The 23,440-nt window shown below is 67.5% G+C and carries 21 protein-coding genes and 2 tRNA genes; 12 read left to right on the top strand and 11 right to left on the bottom strand.

What is annotated here, in order from left to right:
- Positions 1-102 precede the first annotated feature (102 nt).
- A complete protein-coding gene (gene tig / locus ACOQFL_RS11465; RefSeq protein ID WP_435544112.1) occupies positions 103-1,497 on the bottom strand; it encodes a trigger factor in 1,395 nt (464 codons plus the stop codon).
- Positions 1,498-1,686: 189 nt separating this feature from the next.
- Between tig and ACOQFL_RS11460 the strand changes: the two genes are divergently transcribed.
- Positions 1,687-2,619 carry a ferredoxin family protein gene (locus ACOQFL_RS11460; protein ID WP_435544111.1) on the top strand — a complete coding sequence of 311 codons (933 nt, stop codon included), beginning with the start codon at positions 1,687-1,689 and terminating at the stop codon, positions 2,617-2,619.
- Between the two features lie 96 nt (positions 2,620-2,715).
- Here the strand turns inward: ACOQFL_RS11460 and ACOQFL_RS11455 are convergent.
- Positions 2,716-2,789: transfer RNA gene (locus ACOQFL_RS11455), tRNA-Pro, on the bottom strand.
- A gap of 164 nt (positions 2,790-2,953) precedes the next feature.
- On the opposite strand from ACOQFL_RS11455, the gene ACOQFL_RS11450 reads away from it, so the two are divergent.
- From ACOQFL_RS11450 to ACOQFL_RS11440, 3 genes are all read left to right on the top strand, one after another.
- Positions 2,954-3,025 (top strand) — tRNA-Gly (locus ACOQFL_RS11450).
- Between the two features lie 322 nt (positions 3,026-3,347).
- Positions 3,348-4,802 (top strand): DHA2 family efflux MFS transporter permease subunit, encoded by a 1,455-nt coding sequence (locus ACOQFL_RS11445; protein WP_435544110.1) that lies wholly within the window; start codon positions 3,348-3,350, stop codon positions 4,800-4,802.
- Positions 4,803-4,915: 113 nt separating this feature from the next.
- Complete coding sequence (locus ACOQFL_RS11440) at positions 4,916-5,539, top strand: 2'-5' RNA ligase family protein (protein WP_435544109.1); 624 nt, start codon at positions 4,916-4,918, stop codon at positions 5,537-5,539.
- 114 nt (positions 5,540-5,653) lie between these two features.
- Here the strand turns inward: ACOQFL_RS11440 and ACOQFL_RS11435 are convergent, their stop codons facing one another.
- On the bottom strand, positions 5,654-6,460 hold the full coding sequence (locus ACOQFL_RS11435; protein WP_435544108.1) for an Fpg/Nei family DNA glycosylase: 807 nt from the start codon (positions 6,458-6,460) through the stop codon (positions 5,654-5,656).
- A gap of 203 nt (positions 6,461-6,663) precedes the next feature.
- Entirely contained in the window at positions 6,664-7,134 is a 471-nt protein-coding gene (locus ACOQFL_RS11430; protein ID WP_435544107.1) for a ribose-5-phosphate isomerase, read from the bottom strand.
- Positions 7,135-7,238: 104 nt separating this feature from the next.
- Here ACOQFL_RS11430 and ACOQFL_RS11425 point away from each other — a divergent pair, with 104 nt between their 5' ends.
- Entirely contained in the window at positions 7,239-7,955 is a 717-nt protein-coding gene (locus tag ACOQFL_RS11425; RefSeq protein WP_435544106.1) for a 2-phosphosulfolactate phosphatase, read from the top strand.
- A 132-nt stretch (positions 7,956-8,087) separates the two neighbouring features.
- Here the strand turns inward: ACOQFL_RS11425 and ACOQFL_RS11420 are convergent, their stop codons facing one another.
- Positions 8,088-8,708: a mycothiol-dependent nitroreductase Rv2466c family protein gene (locus tag ACOQFL_RS11420; protein ID WP_435544105.1), complete on the bottom strand. Its 621-nt coding sequence runs from the start codon at positions 8,706-8,708 to the stop codon at positions 8,088-8,090.
- Positions 8,709-9,011: 303 nt separating this feature from the next.
- Here ACOQFL_RS11420 and pepN point away from each other — a divergent pair, with 303 nt between their 5' ends.
- Together pepN and ACOQFL_RS11410 are read left to right on the top strand one after the other, a co-directional pair.
- A complete protein-coding gene (gene pepN / locus ACOQFL_RS11415; RefSeq protein ID WP_435544104.1) occupies positions 9,012-11,585 on the top strand; it encodes an aminopeptidase N in 2,574 nt (857 codons plus the stop codon).
- Positions 11,586-11,787: 202 nt separating this feature from the next.
- Complete coding sequence (locus ACOQFL_RS11410; RefSeq protein ID WP_435544103.1) at positions 11,788-12,537, top strand: DNA-binding transcriptional response regulator; 750 nt, start codon at positions 11,788-11,790, stop codon at positions 12,535-12,537.
- A gap of 118 nt (positions 12,538-12,655) precedes the next feature.
- Here the strand turns inward: ACOQFL_RS11410 and ACOQFL_RS11405 are convergent, their stop codons facing one another.
- From ACOQFL_RS11405 to ACOQFL_RS11390, 4 genes are all read right to left on the bottom strand, one after another.
- A complete protein-coding gene (locus ACOQFL_RS11405; RefSeq protein ID WP_435544102.1) occupies positions 12,656-13,162 on the bottom strand; it encodes a DUF5130 family protein in 507 nt (168 codons plus the stop codon).
- Entirely contained in the window at positions 13,149-13,397 is a 249-nt protein-coding gene (gene ctaJ, locus ACOQFL_RS11400) for an aa3-type cytochrome oxidase subunit CtaJ (protein ID WP_435544101.1), read from the bottom strand. The genes ACOQFL_RS11405 and ctaJ overlap by 14 nt, the downstream gene beginning before the upstream one ends.
- Before the next feature lie 273 nt (positions 13,398-13,670).
- The gene (locus ACOQFL_RS11395) at positions 13,671-14,114 is read right to left on the bottom strand and encodes a hypothetical protein (protein WP_435544100.1); all 444 of its coding nucleotides are present in this window, start codon (positions 14,112-14,114) and stop codon (positions 13,671-13,673) included.
- 193 nt (positions 14,115-14,307) lie between these two features.
- The gene (locus tag ACOQFL_RS11390; RefSeq protein WP_435544099.1) at positions 14,308-14,958 is read right to left on the bottom strand and encodes an HNH endonuclease; all 651 of its coding nucleotides are present in this window, start codon (positions 14,956-14,958) and stop codon (positions 14,308-14,310) included.
- Between the two features lie 249 nt (positions 14,959-15,207).
- On the opposite strand from ACOQFL_RS11390, the gene ACOQFL_RS11385 reads away from it, so the two are divergent.
- From ACOQFL_RS11385 to ACOQFL_RS11365, 5 genes are all read left to right on the top strand, one after another.
- A complete protein-coding gene (locus ACOQFL_RS11385; RefSeq protein ID WP_435544098.1) occupies positions 15,208-17,325 on the top strand; it encodes a prolyl oligopeptidase family serine peptidase in 2,118 nt (705 codons plus the stop codon).
- Positions 17,326-17,532: 207 nt separating this feature from the next.
- A complete protein-coding gene (locus ACOQFL_RS11380; protein ID WP_435544097.1) occupies positions 17,533-18,513 on the top strand; it encodes a mechanosensitive ion channel family protein in 981 nt (326 codons plus the stop codon).
- 25 nt (positions 18,514-18,538) lie between these two features.
- Entirely contained in the window at positions 18,539-18,922 is a 384-nt protein-coding gene (locus ACOQFL_RS11375) for a globin (RefSeq protein ID WP_435544096.1), read from the top strand.
- 367 nt (positions 18,923-19,289) lie between these two features.
- A complete protein-coding gene (locus tag ACOQFL_RS11370) occupies positions 19,290-20,597 on the top strand; it encodes an alpha-amylase family glycosyl hydrolase (RefSeq protein WP_435544095.1) in 1,308 nt (435 codons plus the stop codon).
- Between the two features lie 304 nt (positions 20,598-20,901).
- Positions 20,902-22,146, top strand: coding sequence for an alpha-amylase family glycosyl hydrolase (locus tag ACOQFL_RS11365; RefSeq protein WP_435544094.1), 1,245 nt, complete (start codon positions 20,902-20,904; stop codon positions 22,144-22,146).
- Between the two features lie 50 nt (positions 22,147-22,196).
- On the opposite strand, the gene ACOQFL_RS11360 is transcribed toward ACOQFL_RS11365, so the two are convergent.
- Both ACOQFL_RS11360 and ACOQFL_RS11355 read right to left on the bottom strand, forming a co-directional pair.
- A complete protein-coding gene (locus tag ACOQFL_RS11360; RefSeq protein ID WP_435544093.1) occupies positions 22,197-22,838 on the bottom strand; it encodes a DUF8185 domain-containing protein in 642 nt (213 codons plus the stop codon).
- Positions 22,831-23,271, bottom strand: coding sequence for an acyl-CoA thioesterase (locus tag ACOQFL_RS11355; protein WP_435544092.1), 441 nt, complete (start codon positions 23,269-23,271; stop codon positions 22,831-22,833). The genes ACOQFL_RS11360 and ACOQFL_RS11355 overlap by 8 nt, the downstream gene beginning before the upstream one ends.
- Positions 23,272-23,440: the final 169 nt, after the last annotated feature.

Below are 23,440 nucleotides of genomic sequence, written 5' to 3'. Positions count from 1 at the left end.
CGTGGGCGGCACCAGCTTCCCGGTGCCGCCCACGTTCGCTGAGAGCTTGTTAACCGAGTCGGAATCGTCGTCGGATCCGACCGGCGCTCCATCACCCGTCGCTCACTGCGCGGCGGTGCGCTCCTCCTCGTCGGCTACCGCACCCTCGACCTGCTCCGGCTGCTCCTGGTCCTCGTCCTGAGTCCCCAGCAGCTCGTCCATGTCCAGCTGCTCGCCCGCGGAATCGGTGACCGTCGCCTGCCGGACGACCGAGAACAGGGCCTTGCTGCGCCGGATGTCGGAGTAGATACGGCCCAGCTGACCGGACTGCTGGATCTGCTGGACGTACTGGTCCGGGCTGATGCCGGACTGCTGCGCCTGGTAGATGATGCGCTCGGTGAGCTCGTTGTCCGAGACGGAGAGCTCCTCGCTGTCGGCGATGGTGTCCAGCACCAGCTGGGTCTTGACCGCCTCCTCGGACTCCTTGCGCGTCTCGGCGTCGAAGTCCTCGCGGGTCTTGCCCTGCTCGCGCAGCGACTCGGCGAAGCGCTCCTCGTCGTGCTCGTAGGGGTGGACCGCGTCGTGCTCGCGGATCTCCACCTCGGACTGCACGACGCTCTCCGGCAGCGGAACCTCGACCTTCTCCAGCAGGGACTCCAGGACCTTGTCCCTGGCCTGCATCCCCTGCTGCATCCGCTTGACCCGGCCGAGCCGCTCGCGCAGATCGGCGATCAGCTCGTCGATGGTGTCGAACTCGCTGGCCATCTGGGCGAACTCGTCGTCGGCCTCGGGGAGCTGGCGCTCCTTGACCGAGTTCAGCGTGACCTCGACCTCGGCCTCGCGGTTGGCGTAGTCCCCCGCCACCAGTGTGGTGGTGAAGTGCTTGGTCTCGCCCTCGCTCGCGCCGATCAACGCCTCGTCGATGCCCTCGACGAGCTCATCCGAACCGATCTCGTAGGACAGGCCACTGGTCTGTGCGTCCTCGACCTGCTCACCGTCGACGGTGGCCGAGAGGTCGATGCTGACGTAGTCACCGTTGGCCGCGGGACGATCCACTCCGGCCAGCGTCCCGAACCGGGCACGCAGCTCGTCCAGCTGTTCCTGGACGTCCTGCTCGGTGACCTCCTGGTCGTCCACGCTGACCTGGATGTCGTCGTAGGCGGGAACGGTCAGTTCCGGCCGTACGTCGACCTCGGCGGAGAACTCGATCTGCTCGCCGTCGGCGATGTTGGTGACCTCGATCTCCGGGCGACCCAGTGTCTGGACCTCGTTGCTGGTGACGGCCTCCGTGTACTTGGAGGGAACGGCCTCGTTGACGACCTCGTCGAGCACGGGTCCACGGCCGATCCGGCTCTCCAGCACCTTGGCCGGAACCTTGCCGGGACGGAAGCCGGGGATCCGGACCTGCTTGGCCAGTTCCTTGTACGCGCGGTCGAAGTTCGGCTTGAGCTCGTCGAACGGCACCTCGACGTTGAGCCGTACGCGCGTCGGGCTCAGGTGCTCGACGGTGCTCTTCACGTGGTCTCCTCGTGCGAACGTGCTTGAAAGACTCCCGGCTTCCCTGGGCTTCCCACGGCCGTAACCACGGGAAACACTTTCCGCGCCGGGCTGACCTCCGATTCTATGGCCTGAGCTCACGAGGGGCCGTTCCGGGTGCCGACCCGCCCGAGCGGGCGAATTGCGACCCCCTCGTGCTTGAGTGGAAACGTGCAGGATCCACGGGAACGAGCCGGTACGGCACGGGAGACGTGCTCGGCGTGGTCCGAGACCCTCTCGGAGCCCCTGGCCGGCACCGCGGCGGTGGCGACCAGCTGGTTGTGCCTGGAACAGCCGGGCCCCTGGGGCGGGGACGCGCTGGTGCGGAGCCATCTGGATCCCGACATCGGCGCCCGACTGGCCGAGCGTGCCGCCGCCACCGGAGTACGGGTCCAGCTCATCCGCAAACCGGGCAGGCACCCGGACACCGGGGTGGACGCGCCACGCACCGTTTACTTCGCCCACACCCGTCCCGGGGCGAGCTGGCTGCGTCGTACGGAACTGACCGACCCGGCGGAACTACTCAACCTCGACTTCGAAGCATTCGCCCGCGGCGAACACGGCGGGTGGGGAAGCCCCACCACCGAACCGGTACTGCTGGTGTGCACCAACGGACGCCGTGATCAGTGCTGTGCGCTGCGCGGAATCTCCCTGCTGCGCGAGATGGGACCGCGACACGAGGATAAGCTGTGGGAAACCACACACACCGGTGGCCATCGGTTCGCGCCCACGGGAGTGGTGCTGCCCTCGGGCTACAATTACGGGCGCCTCACACCGCACGGAGTGGACGCGGTGCTCTCCGCCGCGGCGGCCGGAAAGATGACAACGGCACACTGCAGGGGGCGGTCCGCGTTCTCACAGCGCGCGCAGGTGGCCGAACTGGCACTGCGCGAGGCCCTGGGCGAACACGCCGGAGAGGCGCTGAGCGTCGCTTCGGAAGCCGAGGACGAAGTGGTGCTGCGGCACCGCGACGGGCGCCGTTGGAGCGTCCGACTGCGCGAGATCACGCTGTCACCGCCGCGTCCGAACAGCTGCGGCAAGACTCCGGTGCAGGCCGGCACCTGGACCGCCGAACGGATCCGACGGATGCCGGATCCGGACTGAACCGGCTCCGGAAACGACGGATTCCCGTCGCTCGAGACGAACCTCGGGCCCGACACGAACAGGGCCGGACATCCAGCTGGATATCCGGCCCGAACGTCGGGGTGGCGGGATTTGAACCCACGGCCCCTCGCACCCAAAGCGAGTGCGCTACCAAGCTGCGCCACACCCCGATGACCCCACCGGAACGACTCCACCAGGAGAATTCCCACGAAAGGGGTCCTTCGCGTGCACTCTATCGTTGTTGGCTAGAATACGGCACACGTGGTCGTCGAGATCGGCGGGACCCCCGGGGATCACCCACGGGGATCGATTGTTGTAGTATCGGTGGCGCACTGCGGGTGTAGCTCAATGGTTAGAGCCCCAGCCTTCCAAGCTGGTTATGCGGGTTCGATTCCCGTCACCCGCTCGGTCTGTCGAGTCGGTGGTCATCCGCGCTGCGGGTGATCACCGATTTTCGTGCGGGCACGAGTTTCCACGGCAGGCTCGGGCATCCTCGATCCGGTCGCCTCCTGGCACGACCCTCGAAGCAACGTACGGCTCCCTCCGCCGAGGAGCGCCACGCCGGGCCCGCTCTGCCCCACGGCCGGTCCCCCCGAGAAATCGGATTGGCCCGGGACCCGCGGTGCCCGCATCCTGAACGTTCGCCCACGCACCCGGTCGACGCGTCCTCACGGCTCCGCGCCGGGATGCCTCGCGTTCCACTCGACACTTACGGAGGCGATGCGCCGTTGCGACGGCTCGAGTACAAGTGGCTCGTCGGGACAACTTTCGTACTGGCACTGGTCATGCAGATCCTGGACATGACCATCCTCAACGTCGCGCTGGCGACGCTGGGAAAACGGTTCGACGTCGACGCCGGAACCCTGCAGTGGGTACTGACGGCCTACATGATCAGTCTGGCGGTGTTCATCCCCTCCTCGGGCTGGATCTCCGACCGATTCGGTAGCAAACGAACCTTCCAGTTCGCCGTGATCATGTTCACCGGTGCCTCCGTCATCTGCGGCGCGGCTCCCGGGATCAAAACGCTGATCGCCGCGAGATTCCTGCAGGGAATCGGAGGCGGCATGCTGGTTCCCGTCGGACAGGCGATGCTCTTCCGGGCGTTTCCGGCCGATGAACGTGCCAAGGCCTCCGCGATCCTGGCCATCCCGATCACCGCCGCACCGGCACTGGGACCGCTGCTGGGTGGGACGTTGATCGAGGTGGCCAGCTGGCGGTGGATCTTCTTCATCAACGTGCCGGTGGGCGCGCTGGCACTGGTGTGTTCGATCCTGTTCCTGGTCGAGGAACGGGGACAGCGTCCGGGACGTTTCGACCTGCCCGGCTTCCTGCTCGCGGGCAGCGGGCTGGCCGTGCTGCTGTTCGGACTGGACCGAGCCGCACAGGACGGCTGGACCGAGCCCGCGGTGTGGGCCTGCCTACTGCTGGCCGTGGTACTGATCTGCGGCCTCGTATGGCGGGAGCTGCGGGCGGCCGAACCGATGTTGGATCTGCGGCTGCTCGGCAACCGGATCTTCGGAGCCGGTAACGTACTGCTGCTGTGTCAGACGGGCGCGATGTTCGGGGTGCTGTTCCTCATCCCGCTGTACTTGCAGAACCTGCGTGGTGCCTCCGCGTTACAGGCTGGAGCGATCCTGATGCCCCAGGCCCTGTCCATGCTGCTGGTCACCCAGGTGATCAGCAGGATCTACGGTCGAGTGGGACCACGGCGTCTGGTGGCGGGCGGATTCGCGATGCTGCTGGTGAGCACCGCCACCCTGCAGTTCCTGAGTCTGTCGGTCTCGCTGTGGGCCGTGGTCGGTTCGCTGTTGCTGCTCGGTGCTTCGATGGGGTTGTTGATGACTCCGCTGCAGACAGCCGCGTTCGCGCAGATGAGCTCGGCGGCCATGGGACAGGCGACCTCGCTGTTCAACGTGAGTCGCCAGGTGGCCACGGCACTGGCCACCGCGGTGGTAGCCAGTGCGCTGGTGATGTTCACCGAGGCGGCCACCAGCGAACTGAACTCACCCGATCAGGGGGAACTGGCCCAAGCACAGCTGAGCGGTTTCCACGGTGCCTTCCTGGTGCCGGTGGCGTTCAGCGTGCTCGGACTGCTGTTGACCTCGCTGGTACGCGACTCGGACGCGGTGGCCACACTCGATCAACGGGCGAGGGTTCAGCGGGAGAGTTCCTCGGTGAACTGACACGGCCTCGGACCGCCCCGTCACCGCGAGGCAAACTTGCCTCGTAGCCAACCGAACGCCGTCAGAGCAGTCCCGCACCGTCGCGGACGGTGCATCGTCTGGGAGTGACCCACATGCCGCACGCAGATCAGGTCCGCAAACACGCACGCTGGCGCCAAGGGTGGTCCTCCGGCCGTAGCAGTCTGGCCTGGCTGCTACCGCTCGGTGACCAGCCGGAGCTGCGGAGACTGGCCAACCAGTACCAGTACTCGCTGCGCGATCTGCCCGGTTTCGACCCCGTACCGCTGGAGTGGATGCACATCCTGCTGCAGGAGAACGGATTCCACGACGAGGCCCCGCAGGGACGTGTGGCGACGCTGCTGGAGGCGGCACGCGAGCGGCTGTCCTCCTTCGCCCCGCTCTCGTTGTCGTTCCACAGCGGTCTGGTACTCCCGGAGGCACTGTCGCTGCCCGCCGAGCCGCAGGCCACGCTGACGGATCTGCGGGCACGGCTGCGTGAGGCCACCGCGACGGTGGTGGGATCGGATCTCGCCGGGGAGCCCGAGGAGATCGACCAGCACGTGAGCCTCGCTTTTTCCACGGCCGACGGCCCCGCTGTCTTCGCGAAGGCCACGCTCGACGCGACCAGCGCCGAACCGGCGACGGTGCACGTACCGAGCATCTCGCTGGTACGGCTGAACCGGGATCACGCCTGCAACGAGTGGGAGGTCCTCGGCGAGGTCCCACTGTCCGGTTGACGGATACGGCCGTACGGCTCCCCGGCCGTACGGCCGTACGAGCGGTTCACGCGGAGCACTCGGAGTCGACCACCGGGGAAACCGGGCCGACCCGGCCAGTGGCCCTGGAAGCCGCTACTCGCCCTGACAGTGGGGGCACCAGTAGAGCTTGCGCCCGAGCAGCTCGGTCATGGCGATCGGGGTGGCGCAGACCAGGCAGGGGGCACCGGCACGCCGGTAGACGTAGACCTCACCGCCGTGGCGGTCGTTCCTGGGCTGTCTACCGGTCACCTCGGGCGAGTGGTGTTCCCGAACGGTGTCGATGCGCCCGGTACGGACTCCGTCGGACATCAAACCGACCAGGTCGTCCCAGACGGCGTCCCAGCATTCCCGGGACAGCGCGTGGCCCGGCAACCGGGGCGGGATCGCCTGCCGGAACAACACCTCGGCCCGGTAGGCGTTGCCCACCCCGGCAAGTACCGACTGGTCCAGCAGCAGCGCCGCGATGTTCGACCGCGAGCGCGTCACACGCTGCCAGGCGGTCTCGGAATTGGCGTCCGAACGCAACGGATCCGGCCCCAGCCGGGCAAGCAGGTCCGTCAACTCCTCCTCGGTGAGCAGTTCGCAGGCGATGGGTCCGCGCAGATCGGTGCCGTGGGTGGGGCCGACCAGGCGCATGCGGACCTTGCCCCGCGGCTGTCCGAGCGGGACGGGCGCCTCGGTGAACTTGCCGTACAGCCCCAGGTGCACATGCACCACCCGATCGGGGGTGTAGCGGTGCCAGAGGTGTTTGCCGTGGGCCTGCGCGTCACGGAAGGTGACGCCGTCGAGCAGTTCGGCGGCGGTGAAACGGCCCTGCGGGCTGGTCACCCGGACGGGGTTGCCCGCGAACCGACGCCGATGCAGCTCGGCGAGCCGATGCACGATGTGTCCTTCCGGCACCAAACCTCCAGTAACGACCACCGGGCGGAGCCCGGCGGAACGAACCACCGATCGTTGGCTGTTCCTACCGGATCAGCCGAACCTGATCAGCCGGGCACGGGCATCCCGCGCTGGCCGGTCCAGCCGGGGCGACCGCTGTGGGGCGGGCCGCGAGGCGGTGCTACCCACGTGGCTACCTACGTGACGTGCGGTAGCGGCGGGGATCACTGCTCGGGAAGAGCGGGGGGCTCACCGGTGCGTTCGTAGTCGGCCAGCATGTCGATGCGGCGCTGATGCCTGCCGCCCTCGAACTCGGTGGTCAGGAAGGTGTCGACGATCCCCTCGACCTCGTCGGTGCTGTGCATCCTGGCACCGATGCCCGCGAGCAGGGCGTTGTTGTGCTGCCGGCAGAGTTTCGCGGTGTCCTGGTTCCAGACCAGCGCGGCCCGCGCTCCGGAAACCTTGTTGGCCGCGATCTGCTCTCCGTTGCCGGAACCTCCGATGACCAGCCCGAGGCTGCCCGCGTCGGCCACCACGCGGCGGGCGGCCTCCACGCAGAACGGTGGGTAGTCGTCCTCGGCGTCGTAGACTGCGGGACCCACGTCGACTACCTCGTAGCCGAGACGGTCGAGTCGTTCGACCAGGTGTGACTTCAATTCGAGACCGGCGTGATCGGAACCAAGATAGACGCGCACACGCGTAGTGTGCCAAACCGCTTCACGCGCACTACTCACCCGGTCAAGGGACAGAAATGCCATACGAACCAGCGACGTCACCGACCGCACAGTCCGATCACGCGGTGAGATTCGAGTGGGGAACGGCGGGCCTCCGCTCTCTGGGGGAGCAGTGCGCCGTGCTGGTCGTGGTGGACGTGCTCTCCTTCGCCACGGCAGTGGACGTGACCACGGCAGCGGGCGCCCACGTGCTTCCGCTCCCCTACCGGGACGGCCGGGCCGGTGACGCTGCGTCGGCGGCCGGAGCGGTGCTCGCCCGTGACCGGGGCGAGGGCGGGTACTCGTTGAGTCCGGCTTCGTTGGCGAGCGCGCCAGCGGGCACACTCGTCGGACTGCCCTCGCCCAACGGAGCCACGCTGTGTTCAGAGGCGGCCGAAGTGGGCGCGGTGGTGCTCACCGGTTGCCTGCGCAATGCCGCCGCGGTCGCGGCGGCAGCGGGCTCGGCGGCAGCGGGCTCGGCGGCCCACAACGGCCCCGTCGGCGTGATCGCCGCGGGTGAGCGCCGCACCGACGGTTCGCTGCGTTTCGCGGCGGAGGACCTGTTCGGGGCCGGAGCCATAATCTCGGCACTGCCCGTGCCCGCGTCCGCTCGTTCGGCAGAGGCGGACTTGGCCGCGCGAGCCTACGAGGCGTCCGAGGATCTCGCGCGAAATGTACGGGAGTGCGTCTCCGGCCGTGAGCTCACCGCATGGGGCTACGGGGAGGACGTCGAGCTGGCGCTCGCGAGGGACACCAGCTCGACGGCACCACGCTTGCACGCGGGCGTGTTCAGCCACCACTGACCGTTCCGAGGGCACCGGAGCGGATGCTCGGCGATAGGCGGGGCGACAGGAGTCGCGGGCAGCTGTCGTGAGCCTTCGGACGAGCCGCTCGGGAAACCGCGGTCAGCCGAACCGCGGTCAGCCGAACTGCGGTCAGCCGAACTGCGGGTTCTCCGTCCGGGTGCGCTTGAGTTCGAAGAAGTAGGGATAGCCCGCCAGAGTGCGCGCGGCGTCGAACAACTCGCCCGCCTGCTCACCACGCGGGATGCGGGTCGTGATCGGGCCGAAGAACGCCACACCGTCCACGTGGATGGTCGGTGTGCCCACCTCGTCCCCCACCGGGTCCATGCCCGCGTGGTGGCTGGCACGCAGCTGCTCGTCGTACTCGTCGGTGACAGCCGCCTTGGCGAGCGTGTCGGGCAGCCCGACCTCCTCCAGTGACTCGGCGATCACCCGGTCGAAGTCCTTGTCGCCGTTGTCGTGGAACCGCGTTCCCATCGCGGTGTAGAGCGGCGAGAGCACCTCGTTGCCGTGGTGCTCGGCGGCGGCGATGGCGACGCGAACGGGCTTCCAGGCCCGCTGCATCATCTCGTCGTACTGGTCCCCCAGCTCACGCTCCGCGTTGAGCACGGAGAGACTCATGACGCGGAACCGCAGGTCGATGTCGCGGACCTTCTCGACTTCGAGGATCCATCGAGAGGAGACCCAGGCGAACGGGCAGATCGGGTCGAAGTAGAAGTGGACTTGCGGCTTCTGCGGACTGTCGGTGCTCATCAACACGCCTTCCACGATCACGTGCGGTCACGATTCCTGACGGTCAACCACCCGAGGGGGGCATCGTGTTCCCGGCTGCCGCCGATTCGCGGATATGAAAGCGCACACCGGACGTGATTCCCGCTCACACCACGGTGAGTAATAGCGCGAACAGGCGAACGGAGCACGCCCGCACCCGGCGCGAGGTGCGCGTGCCAGGACGAGACGCCGTGCCGGAGCGTGATTTCATTCCGGCATGATTGTTTCCGGGACTCGCGTAACCCGCGGCCCGGTCCCATCCGACGACGATCAACGAGGTGATCCGTGGCTCCGCCGAACCTGACCCGCCAACAGGCAGAGCAGCGCGCCGAACTGCTGCGCGTGCACTCCTACGCGATCGAGCTCGACCTGTCCGACGCCGCGGGCGGGGAGGACGTGGAGGTCTTCGGATCAAAGACGACCGTGCGGTTCGCTGCCCGACCGGGCACCACCACGTGGATCGATCTGATGGCCGCCCAGGTGCACAACGCCTCCCTCAACGGGGTGGAGCTGGACCTGTCCGACTACGACGAGGAAACGGGAATCGCGCTCCCCGACCTGGCCGAGCAGAACGAGCTGGTCATACGCGCCGACTGCTACTACACCAACACCGGTGAGGGGTTGCACCGCTTCGTCGATCCCGTGGACGGCGGGGTGTATCTCTACAGCCAGTTCGAGACGGCCGACGCCAAACGGATGTTCGCCTGCTTCGACCAGCCGGACCTCAAGGCGAACTTCCAGCTGACGGTGACGACTCCCAGCACGTGGCGGGTGGTCTCGAACTCGCCCGGAGAGATCACCGCCTCCAGCGAAACCCGCAACACGCACACCTTCAAGGCCACGCCCCCGATCTCCACCTACCTGGTGGCGCTGGTGGCCGGTCCCTACGCGGAGTGGCGCGACGTCTACAGCGGCCCGGAGGGCGAGATCCCGCTCGGGCTCTACTGCCGTGCCTCACTGGCCGAGTACCTGGACCCCGAACGACTGTTCACCGAGACCAAGCAGGGATTCGGCTTCTACCAGCAGGCGTTCGGCGTGCCTTACCCGTTCGCCAAGTACGACCAGTGCTTCGTGCCCGAGTTCAACGCGGGCGCCATGGAGAACGCGGGGTGCGTGACCTTCCTGGAGGACTACGTCTTCAGGTCGAGGGTCACCGGGTACTTCTACGAGCGTCGCGCCGAAACGGTGCTGCACGAGATGGCGCACATGTGGTTCGGCGATCTGGTCACCATGCGCTGGTGGGACGACCTCTGGCTGAACGAGTCCTTCGCGACCTGGGCCAGCGTGCTCGCGCAGTCCTCGGCCACCGAGTACACCCACGCCTGGACGACCTTCGCGAACGTGGAGAAGTCCTGGGCCTACCGGCAGGACCAACTGCCCTCCACCCACCCGGTGGCCGCCGACATCGAGGACCTGCAGGCCGTCGAGGTCAACTTCGACGGGATCACCTACGCCAAGGGCGCCTCGGTGCTCAAGCAGCTGGTGTCCTACGTGGGGCTGGAGAACTTCCTCAGCGGGTTGAAGATCTACTTCGACCGGCACGCCTGGGGCAACGCGCGGCTCTCCGACCTGCTCACCGCGCTCGAGGAGGCGTCGGGGCGGGACCTGTCGTGGTGGAGCGCGCAGTGGTTGGAAACCACCGGACTCAACACGGTGCGTCCCGAGTTCGAGACCGACGAACAGGACCGCTTCACCGAGTTCGCGGTGTCGCAGGGACCCGCCAGTCCGGGCGAGGGCGAGTACCGCACGCACCGCATCGCGGTGGGGGTCTACGACGACGACCCCGCCACGGGCAGGCTGGTCCGCACCCACAGGGTCGAGCTCGACATCTCCGGTGAGCGCACCGAGGCCCCCGAACTCGTCGGGGTGCCGCGCGGCAAGCTCGTGCTGGTCAACGACGACGACCTGAGCTACTGCACGATGCGGTTGGACTCGCGGTCGCTGGCCACCCTGGTGGAACGGATCGCCGACATCGACCAGTCGTTGCCCCGCGCGTTGGGCTGGTCGACAGCCTGGGAGATGACCAGGGACGCGGAGATGCGGGCACGCGACTTCGTCAGCCTCGTGCTCGGCAAGGACACCGACGGCGGGATCGGAGGTGAGTCCGAGATCGGCGTTGTGCAGCGGGTCCTGATGCAGGCGCGCACGGCACTGGGTGCCTACGGCGACCCGGGCTGGCAACCGGAGGGTTGGCAGCGCTACGCGGACCGGCTACTGGAGCTGGCACGTGCCGCCCGACCGGGTTCGGACAACCAGCTCGCCTTCGTCAACGCGTTGACGGCCGCGAAGCTCGACGAGGACAAGCTCACCCTGCTGCGCGGTTGGCTCGACGGTTCGCGGGTGCTGGAGGGACTGGTGGTGGACACCGATCTGCGCTGGCAACTGCTGCACGCCCTGGTGGCGCACGGCGCGGCGGAGGAATCCGAGATCGACGCGGAGCTGGCGTCCGACTCCACCGCCACCGGCAAGCGGCGCGCGGAACGCGCGCGGGCGCTCATCCCCACTCCCGAGGCCAAGGAACGGGCGTGGCAGCGGGCAGTGCACGACGACGAACTGCCCAACGCCATCAACGAGGCGATCATCTCCGGGTTCCAGCACCCCGCACAGCACGAGCTGTTGACCCCCTACGTGCGGCGTTACTTCGACGAGATCGACGAGGTGTGGCGGCGGCGTTCCAGCGAGCGGGCACAGCCGACTGTGGTGGGGCTGTTCCCCTCCTGGTCCGTGGATCCCGGGACGGTCGAGGCCGCCGACGCGTGGCTCGCCGGGGAGCACCCCTCGGCCCTGCGTCGCCTGGTCTCGGAGGGTCGTGCCGGAGTGGTTCGCGCGCTGACGGCACGCGAGTTCGACCGCTCCTGAACGCCGAGCACAGCACCGGGTGCCGGGGTCGTGAGGTCTCCTTCGCGGGCCCGGCATCCGATTTCCCGGTGCGAAGGCTCCACCGGACGGCACCGCCGCGAGCACGCCCTTCCGAGTGGCATCCGGCGAAGATCACCCAAACGCAGTATCACTGCGCGTAGGCTTGTGATCGCGCACCGTCCAACACGTCGTGGAGCGGCCGATGCCCGAGTTGATAACCGCCATCGCCACGCTGTTGTGGCCGCTGATCACCTTGCTGGTGCTGCTGCTGTTCCGACAGGCCATCGGAAGAGTGCTGCGTACCGCCGAGAAACGCGAGCTGGAGTTCGAGGTGGGCGGGCAGCGCCTGACCTTCCACGAGCTCAACGACCAACAGAACGAGATGATCCAGGACCTGCAGCGGCAACTGAGCATCCTGAGCAGTCGCCTGGACGAGCGGGAAGCGGTGCCGGTGGGCACGGCGCCCCCGAGCCGGGGCGGGGACGGGGCGAGCACACCCGAGGAACCCTCCGGATGGGAACTGGACGGCGATCCCGAGTCGGCCGAACTGCCCCCGGTGCAGGCACCGGTGGGGCCGGAACCGTTCGCCGTGCTGTGGGTCACCGACCGCGCCCAGAGCCACGCACTGCTCGTGGAGCAGCTCCGCGACAACGGGGTGCGGGTGACGATCACGGCCACCACCTCGGATGCGGTGGCCGAAGTGTCCAAACGCCCCTACCGCCTGGTGGTTTCGGACATGGCCCGCAAGGAGGACGGGGAGTGGATCACCGACGCGGGCCTGGCGCTACTGCGTGAGCTGCGCGATTTGGGCATGGAGATACCGGTGGTCGTCTTCGGCACGCAGCGCGGGCAACTGCAACACGCCAATCAGGCTCGCCAGCTGGGCGCCGTGGCCACCACGGCGTCGTCCTACGAGATGTTCCGCCACTTCCAGAACTTCGGGCTGCTCTGAACGCCCTCCCGCACCGGCACCGAAACGTGATCGGGGTTTCGGCACTCCCGGGTGTTTCGGCGATCGCGGTGCCGAAACACCCGGTCCGGCCTGCCGAAGCCCTGCGGGTGGAAACCTGTCAGTGAGGCTCGCCCTCGGTTTCGAAGTCGGTACCGGCCGCGTCGGAGAGCATCCGCAACGCGCTGATCAGCCCCTCGATCATGTCCCCCTCCTTGAAGGAGGCGACCATGTTCATCACGGCCAGATTGCAGGTGCGGTCGGGTATCCGCCGGTAAGCCTGTTCTCCGGTGACGACTTCCAGACAACGCTGGGCGGGCGAGACGGCGATGAGTACCCCGCGCGATGCGCGGTCGCCCAGGCCGGCGTGGATCTGCTCGGCACGATCACGGGTTTGTTCTCCCAGCTCACCGAGATAGATCGCGAATTCGAGTCCGGTCGTACGGGTGGACAGTGTCAGCGCCTCGTCCAACCGGGCCAGTTCTCCGGGGGAGAACGGCAGCTTCGGGCGCTCCGGCTCGATACGGCGCGCGATCGACAGCCGACCACCCGCCGTCAGAGCGTGTCCCGCCTCGATCTCGGCAGGATTCACGTCCGCTGCTGTTCGGGTCATCTCACCAGTTGCCACGAGCGCCTCCCCTTGCGGTACCGGTCTCCGGCTCGGACCCCGTGTGCTCGGTGGGTGGGCTGCTGGGGCTCACACCGGCGGGATTCGCCACCCACAGCACCGGCGGGAAGTTCCACTCCCCGTTGGGGCGGTAACGGGCACGGAACAGTCTCGGCCACAGCACCATCAACATGACGAGGCCGTAGACAGCCGCCGGTATCACGGCCAAGAAGAGTACGGTCTGCACGACAGTCACACCAGCACGGTATCCGATTTCCCCCACCAGCGGTCGACTACCTGTGCTCCCCGCCTCACCCACTGGGAAAACCTCACCCGGTTCCCGACACAGCCCACCCGCGACCCCGTGAAGTAGTCGCGCGCTCACGAAATACACATCAAGAGACATCGTTTCGTGACCCCGGGCACCTTCGGTGCTGCTTTCGCCCCATTCGAAACCGCCATTCGGAGCCGAACCGGACGGCCGCTCGGAGGGGTCGAGTTGGCGGCTTGTACCGGACAGTTTCCGATTCTAGATTTCACCTGTATGGATCTTGCGTATTTGATCGCATCCATGACAGGAGCAGTTCCGAACACGTGAGGAAACAACGATGACCATCGAAACCGGGAACACCCGCACCAATCTGATCTTTCCGTGTGACGCATTCATCTCGCATGAACACACTGCGTACTCGAAACAGGTGATCCGAACCGGAACCGGTTCCGAAACCGGGATCGAAAGTCGGCTCCGCACGGGAGTGCGTATCAGCGGGCGCGCGGGAGTAAGGATCAGCGGCCGCACGGGGGTGCGGATCAGCGGCAGGAACGGCGTGCGGATCAGCGGAGACGCCGGTGTGCGGATCAGCGGCAAAAGTGGGGTGCGGATCAGCTCGCTGAGCGGTGTTCGGATCAGCGGCAGCCACCGAGGAGTACGGATCAGCGGCAGCCACGACTTCCGCGGCTCGACCTCCGACACGGACGGACCGGGTGGACGCCGAGCTGTCACACGGCCCTGGGAGGAGCGGCGCTGGGAGGAGCGGCGCTGTGACGTGCGACGAAGGCGCGGACGGCAACCGGTCGACCCGGTGGGAAGCACACCGCGACCCGGACGGAGCCGCGGTGCTCATCGTGCCGGACCGAGCCCCGGGAAAGACGGCCCGCCTCACCGGTCAGTGTGATGCGACCTCGCCGAGATAGGGCAACCACATCGGGTCGGGGTCGGTCGCACCGGCCAACAGTCGCCAGTGCCTCCCGCGCGGCGCCTTCGGCGTCTCCGGAAGGCGCCACCCCAGTTCACGAAGCGTTCGATCGGCCTTTCGATGATTACAACGTGTACAACAGGCCACACAGTTCTCCCAGCTGTGCGCACCGCCCCTGCTCCGGGGAACCACATGATCGATGGTCTCCGCACGCACACCGCAGTAAACACAGCGATGGTTGTCCCGCAACATCAGGGCGGAACGGGACAGCGGAACCCGCCCGCGATAGGGGACGTGCACGAACCGGCTCAGCCTGATGACCGAGGGGACCTCGATGCTGTGCGTCGCCGAATGCAACATCGATCCGGCGGAATCACCGTGCACCACTTCGGCCTTGCCGCAGACGATCAACACGATCGCCCTGCGCACGGGCAGTGCGGTCAACGGTTCGAACGTCGTGTTCAGTAGTAGTACCCGCCGCTTCGGCGAAGCGCCCACGCCCTCCGATCTGTCGGCGGAGGCCGACAGGCGGTGACCCCGCTTACGTCCGGCAGGACGTGCGGGGGCGCGGGGCGGCGCCGTCCTCGGAGCGCCGCACGGGCTCGGTTTTCGGTCGGGCACTCGACCACCTCCACCGTGTATGTGCATCAGTCGAACACAAAACCCGCCCGGAACGCACGTGTGATCCGCGCCGCACCGGCGATCGGATATCGAAAATTCGCCGACGAGAAGGCAACACGATCGAAAATGTACGGTTACTCGTGGCGACGAAGCCACTCCGATCATTCGGATCCAACCGATTCGGCCCACAACCCGCCGCTCGCGTCACGTGAACGGACGAACGTTTCCGATACCCGTATCGTCCGGGGAGTGAACGAGGTTCAGTCATTGCCGGAGTCATATCCGAACGCGCATCGCACGGACACGGTGGAAACGCCGCACGGAATCGAGGTGCACGATCCCTACCGCTGGTTGGAAGACCCCGCGGACCCGGCCTGCGAGGCGTGGTCACGTGAGCAGGACCGGCTCACCGACGCGTGGCTGCGCGACCTGCCGCGGCGCGAGGAGATCGCCGAGCGACTGAGCACCCTGCTGCGCACCGGGTCGGTCTCGGCGCCGGTGTGGCGCAACGGCCGCTCGTTCTTCACCAGACGGGAGAGCGACCAGGAGTTCCCGGTGCTGTTCGTGCGGGAACCGAGCGGAACGGTTCGACAGCTGCTCGACGTGACCGAGCTCGATCCGTCCGGACTGACGACGCTGGATCGGTGGAGCCCCAGCCTGGAGGGAGATCGGCTCGCCTACCAGATCTCGAGCGGCGGTGACGAGGAGTCGCTGCTGTACGTGCTGGACGTGACCACCGGCGAACTGTTGGAAGGCCCCATCGACCGGTGCCGCTACTCCTCGGTGGCCTGGCTTCCCGGTGGCACCGAGTTCTACTACGTACGCAGGATCGCCCCTGAACTGGTCCCCGAGGACGAGCGCCAGTTCCACCGCAGAGTGTGGCTGCACCGGGTGGGAACCGACCCGGACAATGACGTGCTGGTGCACGGCGAACAGCTGCATCACACCTACTTCTACTCAGTGAGCCTGTCGCCGGACGGCAACTGGCTGCTGGTGCACGGCAGCCCGGGAACGGCACGACGGGACTCGCTGTGGCTAGCGGACCTGCGAAACGGTGACCGTGTTCCCGAACCGCGACTCGTGCTGGACGACGAGCAGGGCGTGCAGGCGAGCGCCCGGGTGGAACCGGACGGGTGGATGTACATCCGCACCACGCTGGACGCCCCACGCGGCAGGCTCTGCGTCGCCGATCCGAACCGACCGGACCCGAGCGACTGGACGGAGCTGATCCCGGAGGATCCGGAATCGGTACTGGAGACCTCGCGTTGGCTCGACAGCACGGGAGCGGATCCACTACTGGCGGTGTTGCGCACCGCACACGCGGTGTCCGAACTGACGCTGCACGATGCGGGCAGCGGCGAGCTCCGGCGCGCGGTGCCGTTGCCCGGCACCGGGCAGGTGACCACGATGAACACGGTGGACACCCGAACCGCGAGCGGACGGGACCGCATCTGGCTCGGCTGGACCGATTTCGCCACTCCACCGTGCGTGTACTCGTACTCGGTGGCAACGAACGAGACGGAGGCGGTGGAACACGCACCCGGGCAGGACGCCGTACCCGAGATAACCAGCACCCAGCTGAGTTACAGCTCCGCGGACGGCACCACGGTACGGATGTTCGTGCTGGCTCCCGCGACACCACCGACCGGCCCGCTGCCCACGCTGCTGACGGGGTACGGCGGTTTCGCGCTCTCCAGGGAGCCCGCCTACACCCCCAACGCACTGGCGTGGGTGGCCGCGGGCGGCGTGTGGGCCTTGCCCTCGTTGCGCGGTGGTGCCGAGGAAGGGGAACAGTGGCATCGAGCGGGCATGCGGGAGAACAAACAACGCGTCTTCGACGACTTCCACGCCGCGGCCGAGCACCTGATCGAGCGAGGCTGGACCACCTCGGACCAGCTGGCCATCAGCGGTGGCTCCAACGGCGGACTGCTCGTCGGAGCGGCGCTGACGCAACGCCCCGAGCTGTACCGGGCAGTGGTCTGCTCGGCCCCGCTGCTGGACATGGTGCGCTACGAGAAGTTCCTGCTCGGCAGACTGTGGAGCGAAGAGTACGGCAGCGCCGAGAATCCCGAGGAACTCGAATGGTTGCTGTCCTACTCGCCGTACCACAACCTCGGCGAGGCCGTGGAGTACCCGGCGGTGCTGCTGTCGGTGTTCGAGTCGGACAGCCGGGTCGACCCGATGCACGCGCGCAAGATGTGCGCGGCACTGCAGCACGCGACGAGTTCACCACCGGACAAACGCCCGGTACTGCTCCGGCGCGAGACGGAGGTGGGGCACTCGGCACGTTCGGTCTCCCGTAGTGTGGGCATGGCGACCGACCATTTCGCGTTTCTCGCGGAAGCCACAGGGCTCATCCGGAAATAGCAGGTCAGCGGCGGGTGCTCTGCGCGAGCACCCGCTCGCGTCGTGAACGGCGGGGCGTTCACGAAGCTCGCTCGACAGCGCCGGGCTCGCTCGGCGAGACCGGGCACACCGGCTCATCCGTCGGATCGCCGAAGCGCATGTGTGGGAGGACCCACTCGTACGCCGACCGTGAAGAACTTTCCAACGTCCGCATGGAGCCCCGAAACCATGACGACCACGTTGCCCCTGGCACAGTCCCACTGCTCGGATGATTCGAGCCGATGGTGCGAGACCGTCTTCGACTGGACCAGCAACGCGTGGCTGGCCAACTACTCGGAGATGCTGATCGCCACCCCGCTGCGGATCCTGCTGATCGTGGTGGTGGCGTTCCTGACTCGCTACGTGCTGCACCGGATCATCACCAGGCTCAGCCGCACCAACGGCGAGGCACCGAAACTGCTGCAGCCACTGCGGGAACGGCGCGGCGAGGCCGTCTCGGGCGAGACGCTGGCCGAGCAGCGGAGCCAGCGCGCACGAACACTGGGCTCGGTGCTGAAGTCGGTGGTCAGCTTCGTGGTCTTCGTGTTCGCGGGTTTCTACGTGCTGCGTCAGTTCGGTGTGGATCTGGCACCGTTGATCGCCTCGGCCGGAATCGTGGGTGTCGCGCTGGGGTTCGGCGCACAGAACCTGGTGCGCGACTTCCTGTCCGGCATGTTCATGATGATCGAGGACCAGTACGGGGTCGGCGACTGGGTGGACCTCGGCGAGGCCGGCGGTACCGTGGAGACGGTGGGACTGCGAGTCACCACGCTGCGCGACATCAACGGCACCGTCTGGTACGTACGCAACGGCGAGATCCTGCGGGTCGGCAACTCCAGTCAGGGCTACGCGGTGGCGGTGGTGGATCTGCCCGTGGCACACAGCAGTGACGTGGCGCGCGCGCAGGAGGTGGCGCAGTCGGTCGCGGCCTCGGCGGCACAACGAGAACCGCTCTCCAAGGACGTACTGGAGAAGCCGGAGATGCTCGGTATCAACCAGATCACCTCGGATACGATCACGCTGCGGTTGACCGCCAAGGTGCGTCCGGGACAGCAGTGGGCCGTGCAGCGCCTGCTCCGCGCCGAGATCAAGCGGGCCTACGACGAGGCGGACATCAAGCCGCCCTACCCGGCTGGGCGCTTGATGCCGGAGCCAGGCGAACAGCAGTGACGTCGAAGCCTCCCGAGGAGGGCATGTGAGCACTCCGGAAACCTTCTACGACGAGGTCGGTGGCGAAGCCACCTTCCGAACCATCGTGGCCCGCTTCTATGAGGAGGTCGCCAAGGACGAGCTGCTCAGACCGCTGTACCCGGAGGAGGATCTCAGCGGCGCCGAGCAACGACTGCGGCTGTTCCTGATGCAGTACTGGGGCGGCCCGCAGACCTACTCGGAGCAGCGCGGGCACCCTCGACTGCGGATGCGGCACGCGCCCTTCAAGATCGGCCTGGCCGAACGCGACGCCTGGTTGCGCTGTATGCGAATCGCCCTGGACGAGGTGGAGCTGACGGGACAACAGCGTGACCGACTCTGGCAGTACTTCGAGATGGCCGCACACAGCATGGTCAACTCGTGGTTCTGACTCCGTGTCCGCACGACACGGTGGTCCCGCCGCACCACTGATTCCGGACTGACGCCCCCTGGTCGACTCAGGACCGTCCCTCACACCCGTCCCCGCTGCGTATCCTGATCCGAGCTGCTCGACCGCTCCACTCCGAAGGAATCGGTCCTTTCGATCAGGTCCACAGCGGACCGCCGTTCTCGGGTGATCTCCCCAACGACGGCGGGCGGCGGTGTGGGTGCTGGAATATCCGGCACGACACCGCGGCGAAGTTCGCGGTATTACGGTTATCGACAACATCGACACCGGAGACCGGCGTCGCAGCCAGCGTCCGGGCGCATCGGCCCAATCGCCGGACACTCGGCTACGGTGGCCGGACAGTTAAGGGGTGACCACTGTGCGCCGCTGGACAGAACGAGACGCCCCCGGCCAGGAGCAACTTCCCTGGTGGTGGGACGCGACGCACTACGCGATCGACATCCGACTGTTCGCGGATTCCGACGGTGACGGTGTCGGCGATCTGGACGGGCTGCGCCACCGGCTGGGGTATCTCGAACTGCTCGGCATCGACACGGTGTGGCTGACCGGGGTCGCGATGACCGGTGTAGGGCCCAACATCGGCGAACCGCGGCAGGCCGCCGCGGTTCTGGAATCCTTCGAACACCTGACCGCGGCCGCCCACGACTGCGATCTGCGGGTGACCCTCGACATCGGCGCGGACATCTCCGATCTGCGGCAGCCCCGCGCGCAGCAGGAGCTGGTCCGCACGCTGCGATTCTGGACCGACCGGGGAGTCGACGGTTTCCGCCTGGCCCTCTCCCGCCGTGGAGGTCACTCCGGCGCCCCGGACGCCCAGGGGCTGGATCCGGATACCTCCCGCGCCATCAGGGCGGCGCTGGCAGAGGAGTCGGACAGGCTGATCGGCTCCCTGGTGGAGGAACAGCAGTCCAGCAGGGGTGTGTGGGACGTCGACTTCAACCGCTCCCTCGCGGAGGCGGAGTTCGAGGCGGACGAGATCCAGGAGACGATCAGCAAGGAACTGGCCGCCTGCCGGGAGTTCGGAACGCGCCCCGGCTGGATGGTTTCCGGCCGGAGCACCCCGCGACAGGTCACCCGGTACGGCGGTGGCGAACTCGGTCGTGCGCGTGCGCAGGCGATGTCGCTGGTGACGTTGGCGCTGCCCGGGGTCGTGTGCATCGACAGCGGGGAGGAGCTCGGTCTGCCCGAGGTCATCGCCTCCGCCACCGAGAGCCACCCCGGCGAGCTGGTCGGCGCGCGCGTGCCGATGCCGTGGGAGGGCGGCGAGCCACCCTACGGTTTCAGTGCGAACCCGACCTCCTGCCTGCCGGTGCCGGCGGACTGGCGAGAGCTCACGGTCGAGGCACAGCTGGAAAGCGCGGATTCCACCCTGTCGCTGTACCGTCAGGAACTGGAACTGAAACGCACCGCTCCCGCGGAAGCCGGTGTCGGCGAGAGCTCCGGAGCCGCGGGGCTCTTCGACGAGGACACCGTGGAATGGTATGGAGCTCCGAGCGGCTGCCTGGCGTTCCGACGGGGTGTCGGCGGAGTGATCTGCGCGCTGAACACCTCGGAACAACGAGTACCGCTCCCCCCTGGAGAACTCCTCCTCGCCAGCAGTCCGCTGGTGGACGGGCAACTACCGCCGAACTCCGCGGTGTGGTTGACAGCGAACTGATCGGGTCATCCCGCGGTATCGACGAACGGTGGGGTGTTCACCGGTGCGTCGACGCCGCAACACCACGCAGGTGGCTCGCATCATGGGTTCCGCGGGCGATCCCGGTACCACCACTCTCGGTGCCACCACTCTTCGGAATACCGGTTCCGATGACGTCGGAAGCGTGGCGTGGGGAAGTAGTGGCGCGTGGACGACCGATGACGGCGAGCCGCCTCGCTCGAGCCGACGAGATTTCAAGATCCACTCGATCGTGGTCCCGTCGACATCGCCGCGGCGGGGAAACTCAGTGACAGGATGGGCCACCGTGGGCTTGAGTGAATTGAGCCGCGAGGACTCGACGACGGGGCGTGGCTGGTGGGAAGACCGAATTTTTTACCGTGTCGATGTCCGGGCGTTCAGCGACTCCGATGCCGACGGGGTGGGTGATCTGGAGGGGGTTCGGGCCAGACTCGGGTACCTGGAACTGATCGGTATCGACGCCATCTGGCTGACCGGTGTGCTGGCTTCACCGGTGGGACGCACCGGGCAGGGGCGGGACGTGGATCCGTTGGTCGGCACCCCGAACTCGTTGGAAACGCTGCTGACCGAGGCACACGCGGCGGGAATGCGGGTGACATTGGACCTCGCCGTGGATGGCGCGGAGATCGTTCACGACGAGAACCAACGGGAGCTGGCGGAGTCGCTGCGGTTCTGGAGCGGGCACGGCGTCGACGGGTTTCGTATCGCCGCACTACCCGGCATCACCGGCCCGATCGACGAGTCCGCGCACCGGATCGTGCGAATGATCCGCTCGGTGCTCGACGAAGGGGAATCGGTCATGCTCGGTGGTCTGGTCGATGGCTGGCGCACCGGGCTCGGGGACCTGGTGGAACTGGACCTCGGCGTGGACCTGCGATTCAGCCTGACACGGTTCGACGCCACCGAGATACGCCGAATCGTGGACACCGTGCTGACGGACGCGGACAACAACGCGGGAACACCGGCATGGACTCTGTCCACATGGGAAAATCCGCGCCCGACCACCCGGTTCGGAGGCGGTGCGCGCGGCCTGGCCCGCGCACGGGCGATGGCGCTGGTCCAGTTCGCCCTCCCCGGGGCGGTCGGAGTGGACAACGGAACGGAACTGGGGCTGCCGGAAGCCGAGAAACCCGATCGCACGAGCAGCCACCCGGCCCGGGGCCCGATGCCCTGGGAGGGGACGCGACCGCCGTTCGGTTTCTCCGCGGCTCCCGGAAACTGGTGGCCCACCCCACCCAGCTGGGCCGCCAGCACTGTGGAGGCGCAGTTGGAGGACCCGTTGTCGACGCTGTCGCTGCACCGCAACGCGATGGAACTGCGACGCCGCCACGAAATCGCGCACCGCACCACAGTGCGCTGGTACGGAGCGCCGCCCGGATGTCTGGCGTTTCGCTGTGACCGGGCCGAGCTGACCTGCGCGCTGAACGCTTCCGGAGCGAGCGTGCCGAAACCGCCGGGCACGGTCGTGCTGTGCAGCGGATCGTTGGACGGCGAACGCATCCCACCGAACACGGCGGTGTGGCTGACCTGAGTCGGCCGGGAAGTTCCGCCGAACTAACGGACCCGACCGGAAAACTTCGATCAGGTCAGCAAGGGCAGCAGGGCATAGCGCCGCCGGACCACGGCACCGAACCGGGAATCGATGCGAAGCCACGTCTCGGTGGCGCTGACTCGCACGATCTCCTCCTCAGGGGGGTCGCTGGCCAGAAAACCCATCCCGGTCAGCACGAACAAGCAGCGCAACGGAACTTTGACGTGCAGACCCGAGCCGCTGACGGTGAACACTTCCTGATCCATCAGCGAAGCGGGCGGCGTGCCCTTCGGCCCCACGTTCTGCCTGGCGACGCCGACCCCCTGCTCGGCGACTTCTCCGACCACCCTGGCAGGCAGGTCGTCCACGTGCCGCCACCCCTCCGGGGGAGGCAACTCGGACCGCCACAGCAGGTCCCGTGCCGGGCCGGGATCCATCACCGGACCGTTGGAAACCGTCAACGCGGCCAGCAACTCGTTGCCCGAGACACTCACGTCGGCGGGATCGACCGCACCCCCCACCGAACGAGTACACAGCGCGTCGAACGGGGTGGCCGACCAGACGTCGAGCCGCTCGGCGTCGGACCTGTTCCGCAACCGCACGACGGCCTGACCGTCCAACCGCACGGCACGGGCCACGAACGCGCTCAGGTCGTCACGTTCGACCGAACCGGGCATTCGCAGTTCAGGCAATTCGCTGCTCCTCGTTCACGAGCGGATCGAGTACCCACTCCGCGAGGAACGAACGCTCACCCTCGGTGAGGCGACGCGGACGTCCGGCTCGCAGATCGTAGGGCACCATCAGGGTCTCGGCAGTGGCCACCGAATCGTCACCACCCGCGGCGACGGCGTAGTCGACCACGAACGAGGCCGTGCGCAGCTCGCGCACCGACATGCGCACCTGCACGGCCCCCATGTGGTATTCCACCGGGGAGCGGTAGTCGACCGACAACCGGGCCACCACCATTCCCTCCGCCATATCGGCGTGGCCCCGCCGTTCCGCTTCGTTGAAGAGCAGCCCCGCGCGGGCCTCTTCGAGCAGCGTCACGGTTCTGGCATGGTTCACGTGCCCGAAAGCGTCCATATCGGACCACCGCAGGGGCACTTCGGTGACGTAGGCTCCCACCTTCTGCCTTCCTTAGCGCACAGCCGAACAACGGGGGCCGGACAGCGACCGCGTCGCCCGGGTCCCCGGTTACACCGTACGCGGCCACGGTACGGAACCGGATCCGACGAACGCTCACCCTCGGTCGGGCCGAGCGGGCGGCTCCTCGGGGCGAGCCGCGGCTGAACGA

It is taken from the genome of Actinopolyspora sabaoui, from assembly GCF_051225635.1.
In the GTDB taxonomy this organism is placed as follows: Bacteria; Actinomycetota; Actinomycetes; order Mycobacteriales; family Pseudonocardiaceae; genus Actinopolyspora.
Note: the sequence above shows the minus strand (reverse complement) of the source record. Positions and strands in the feature narration are given on the sequence as shown.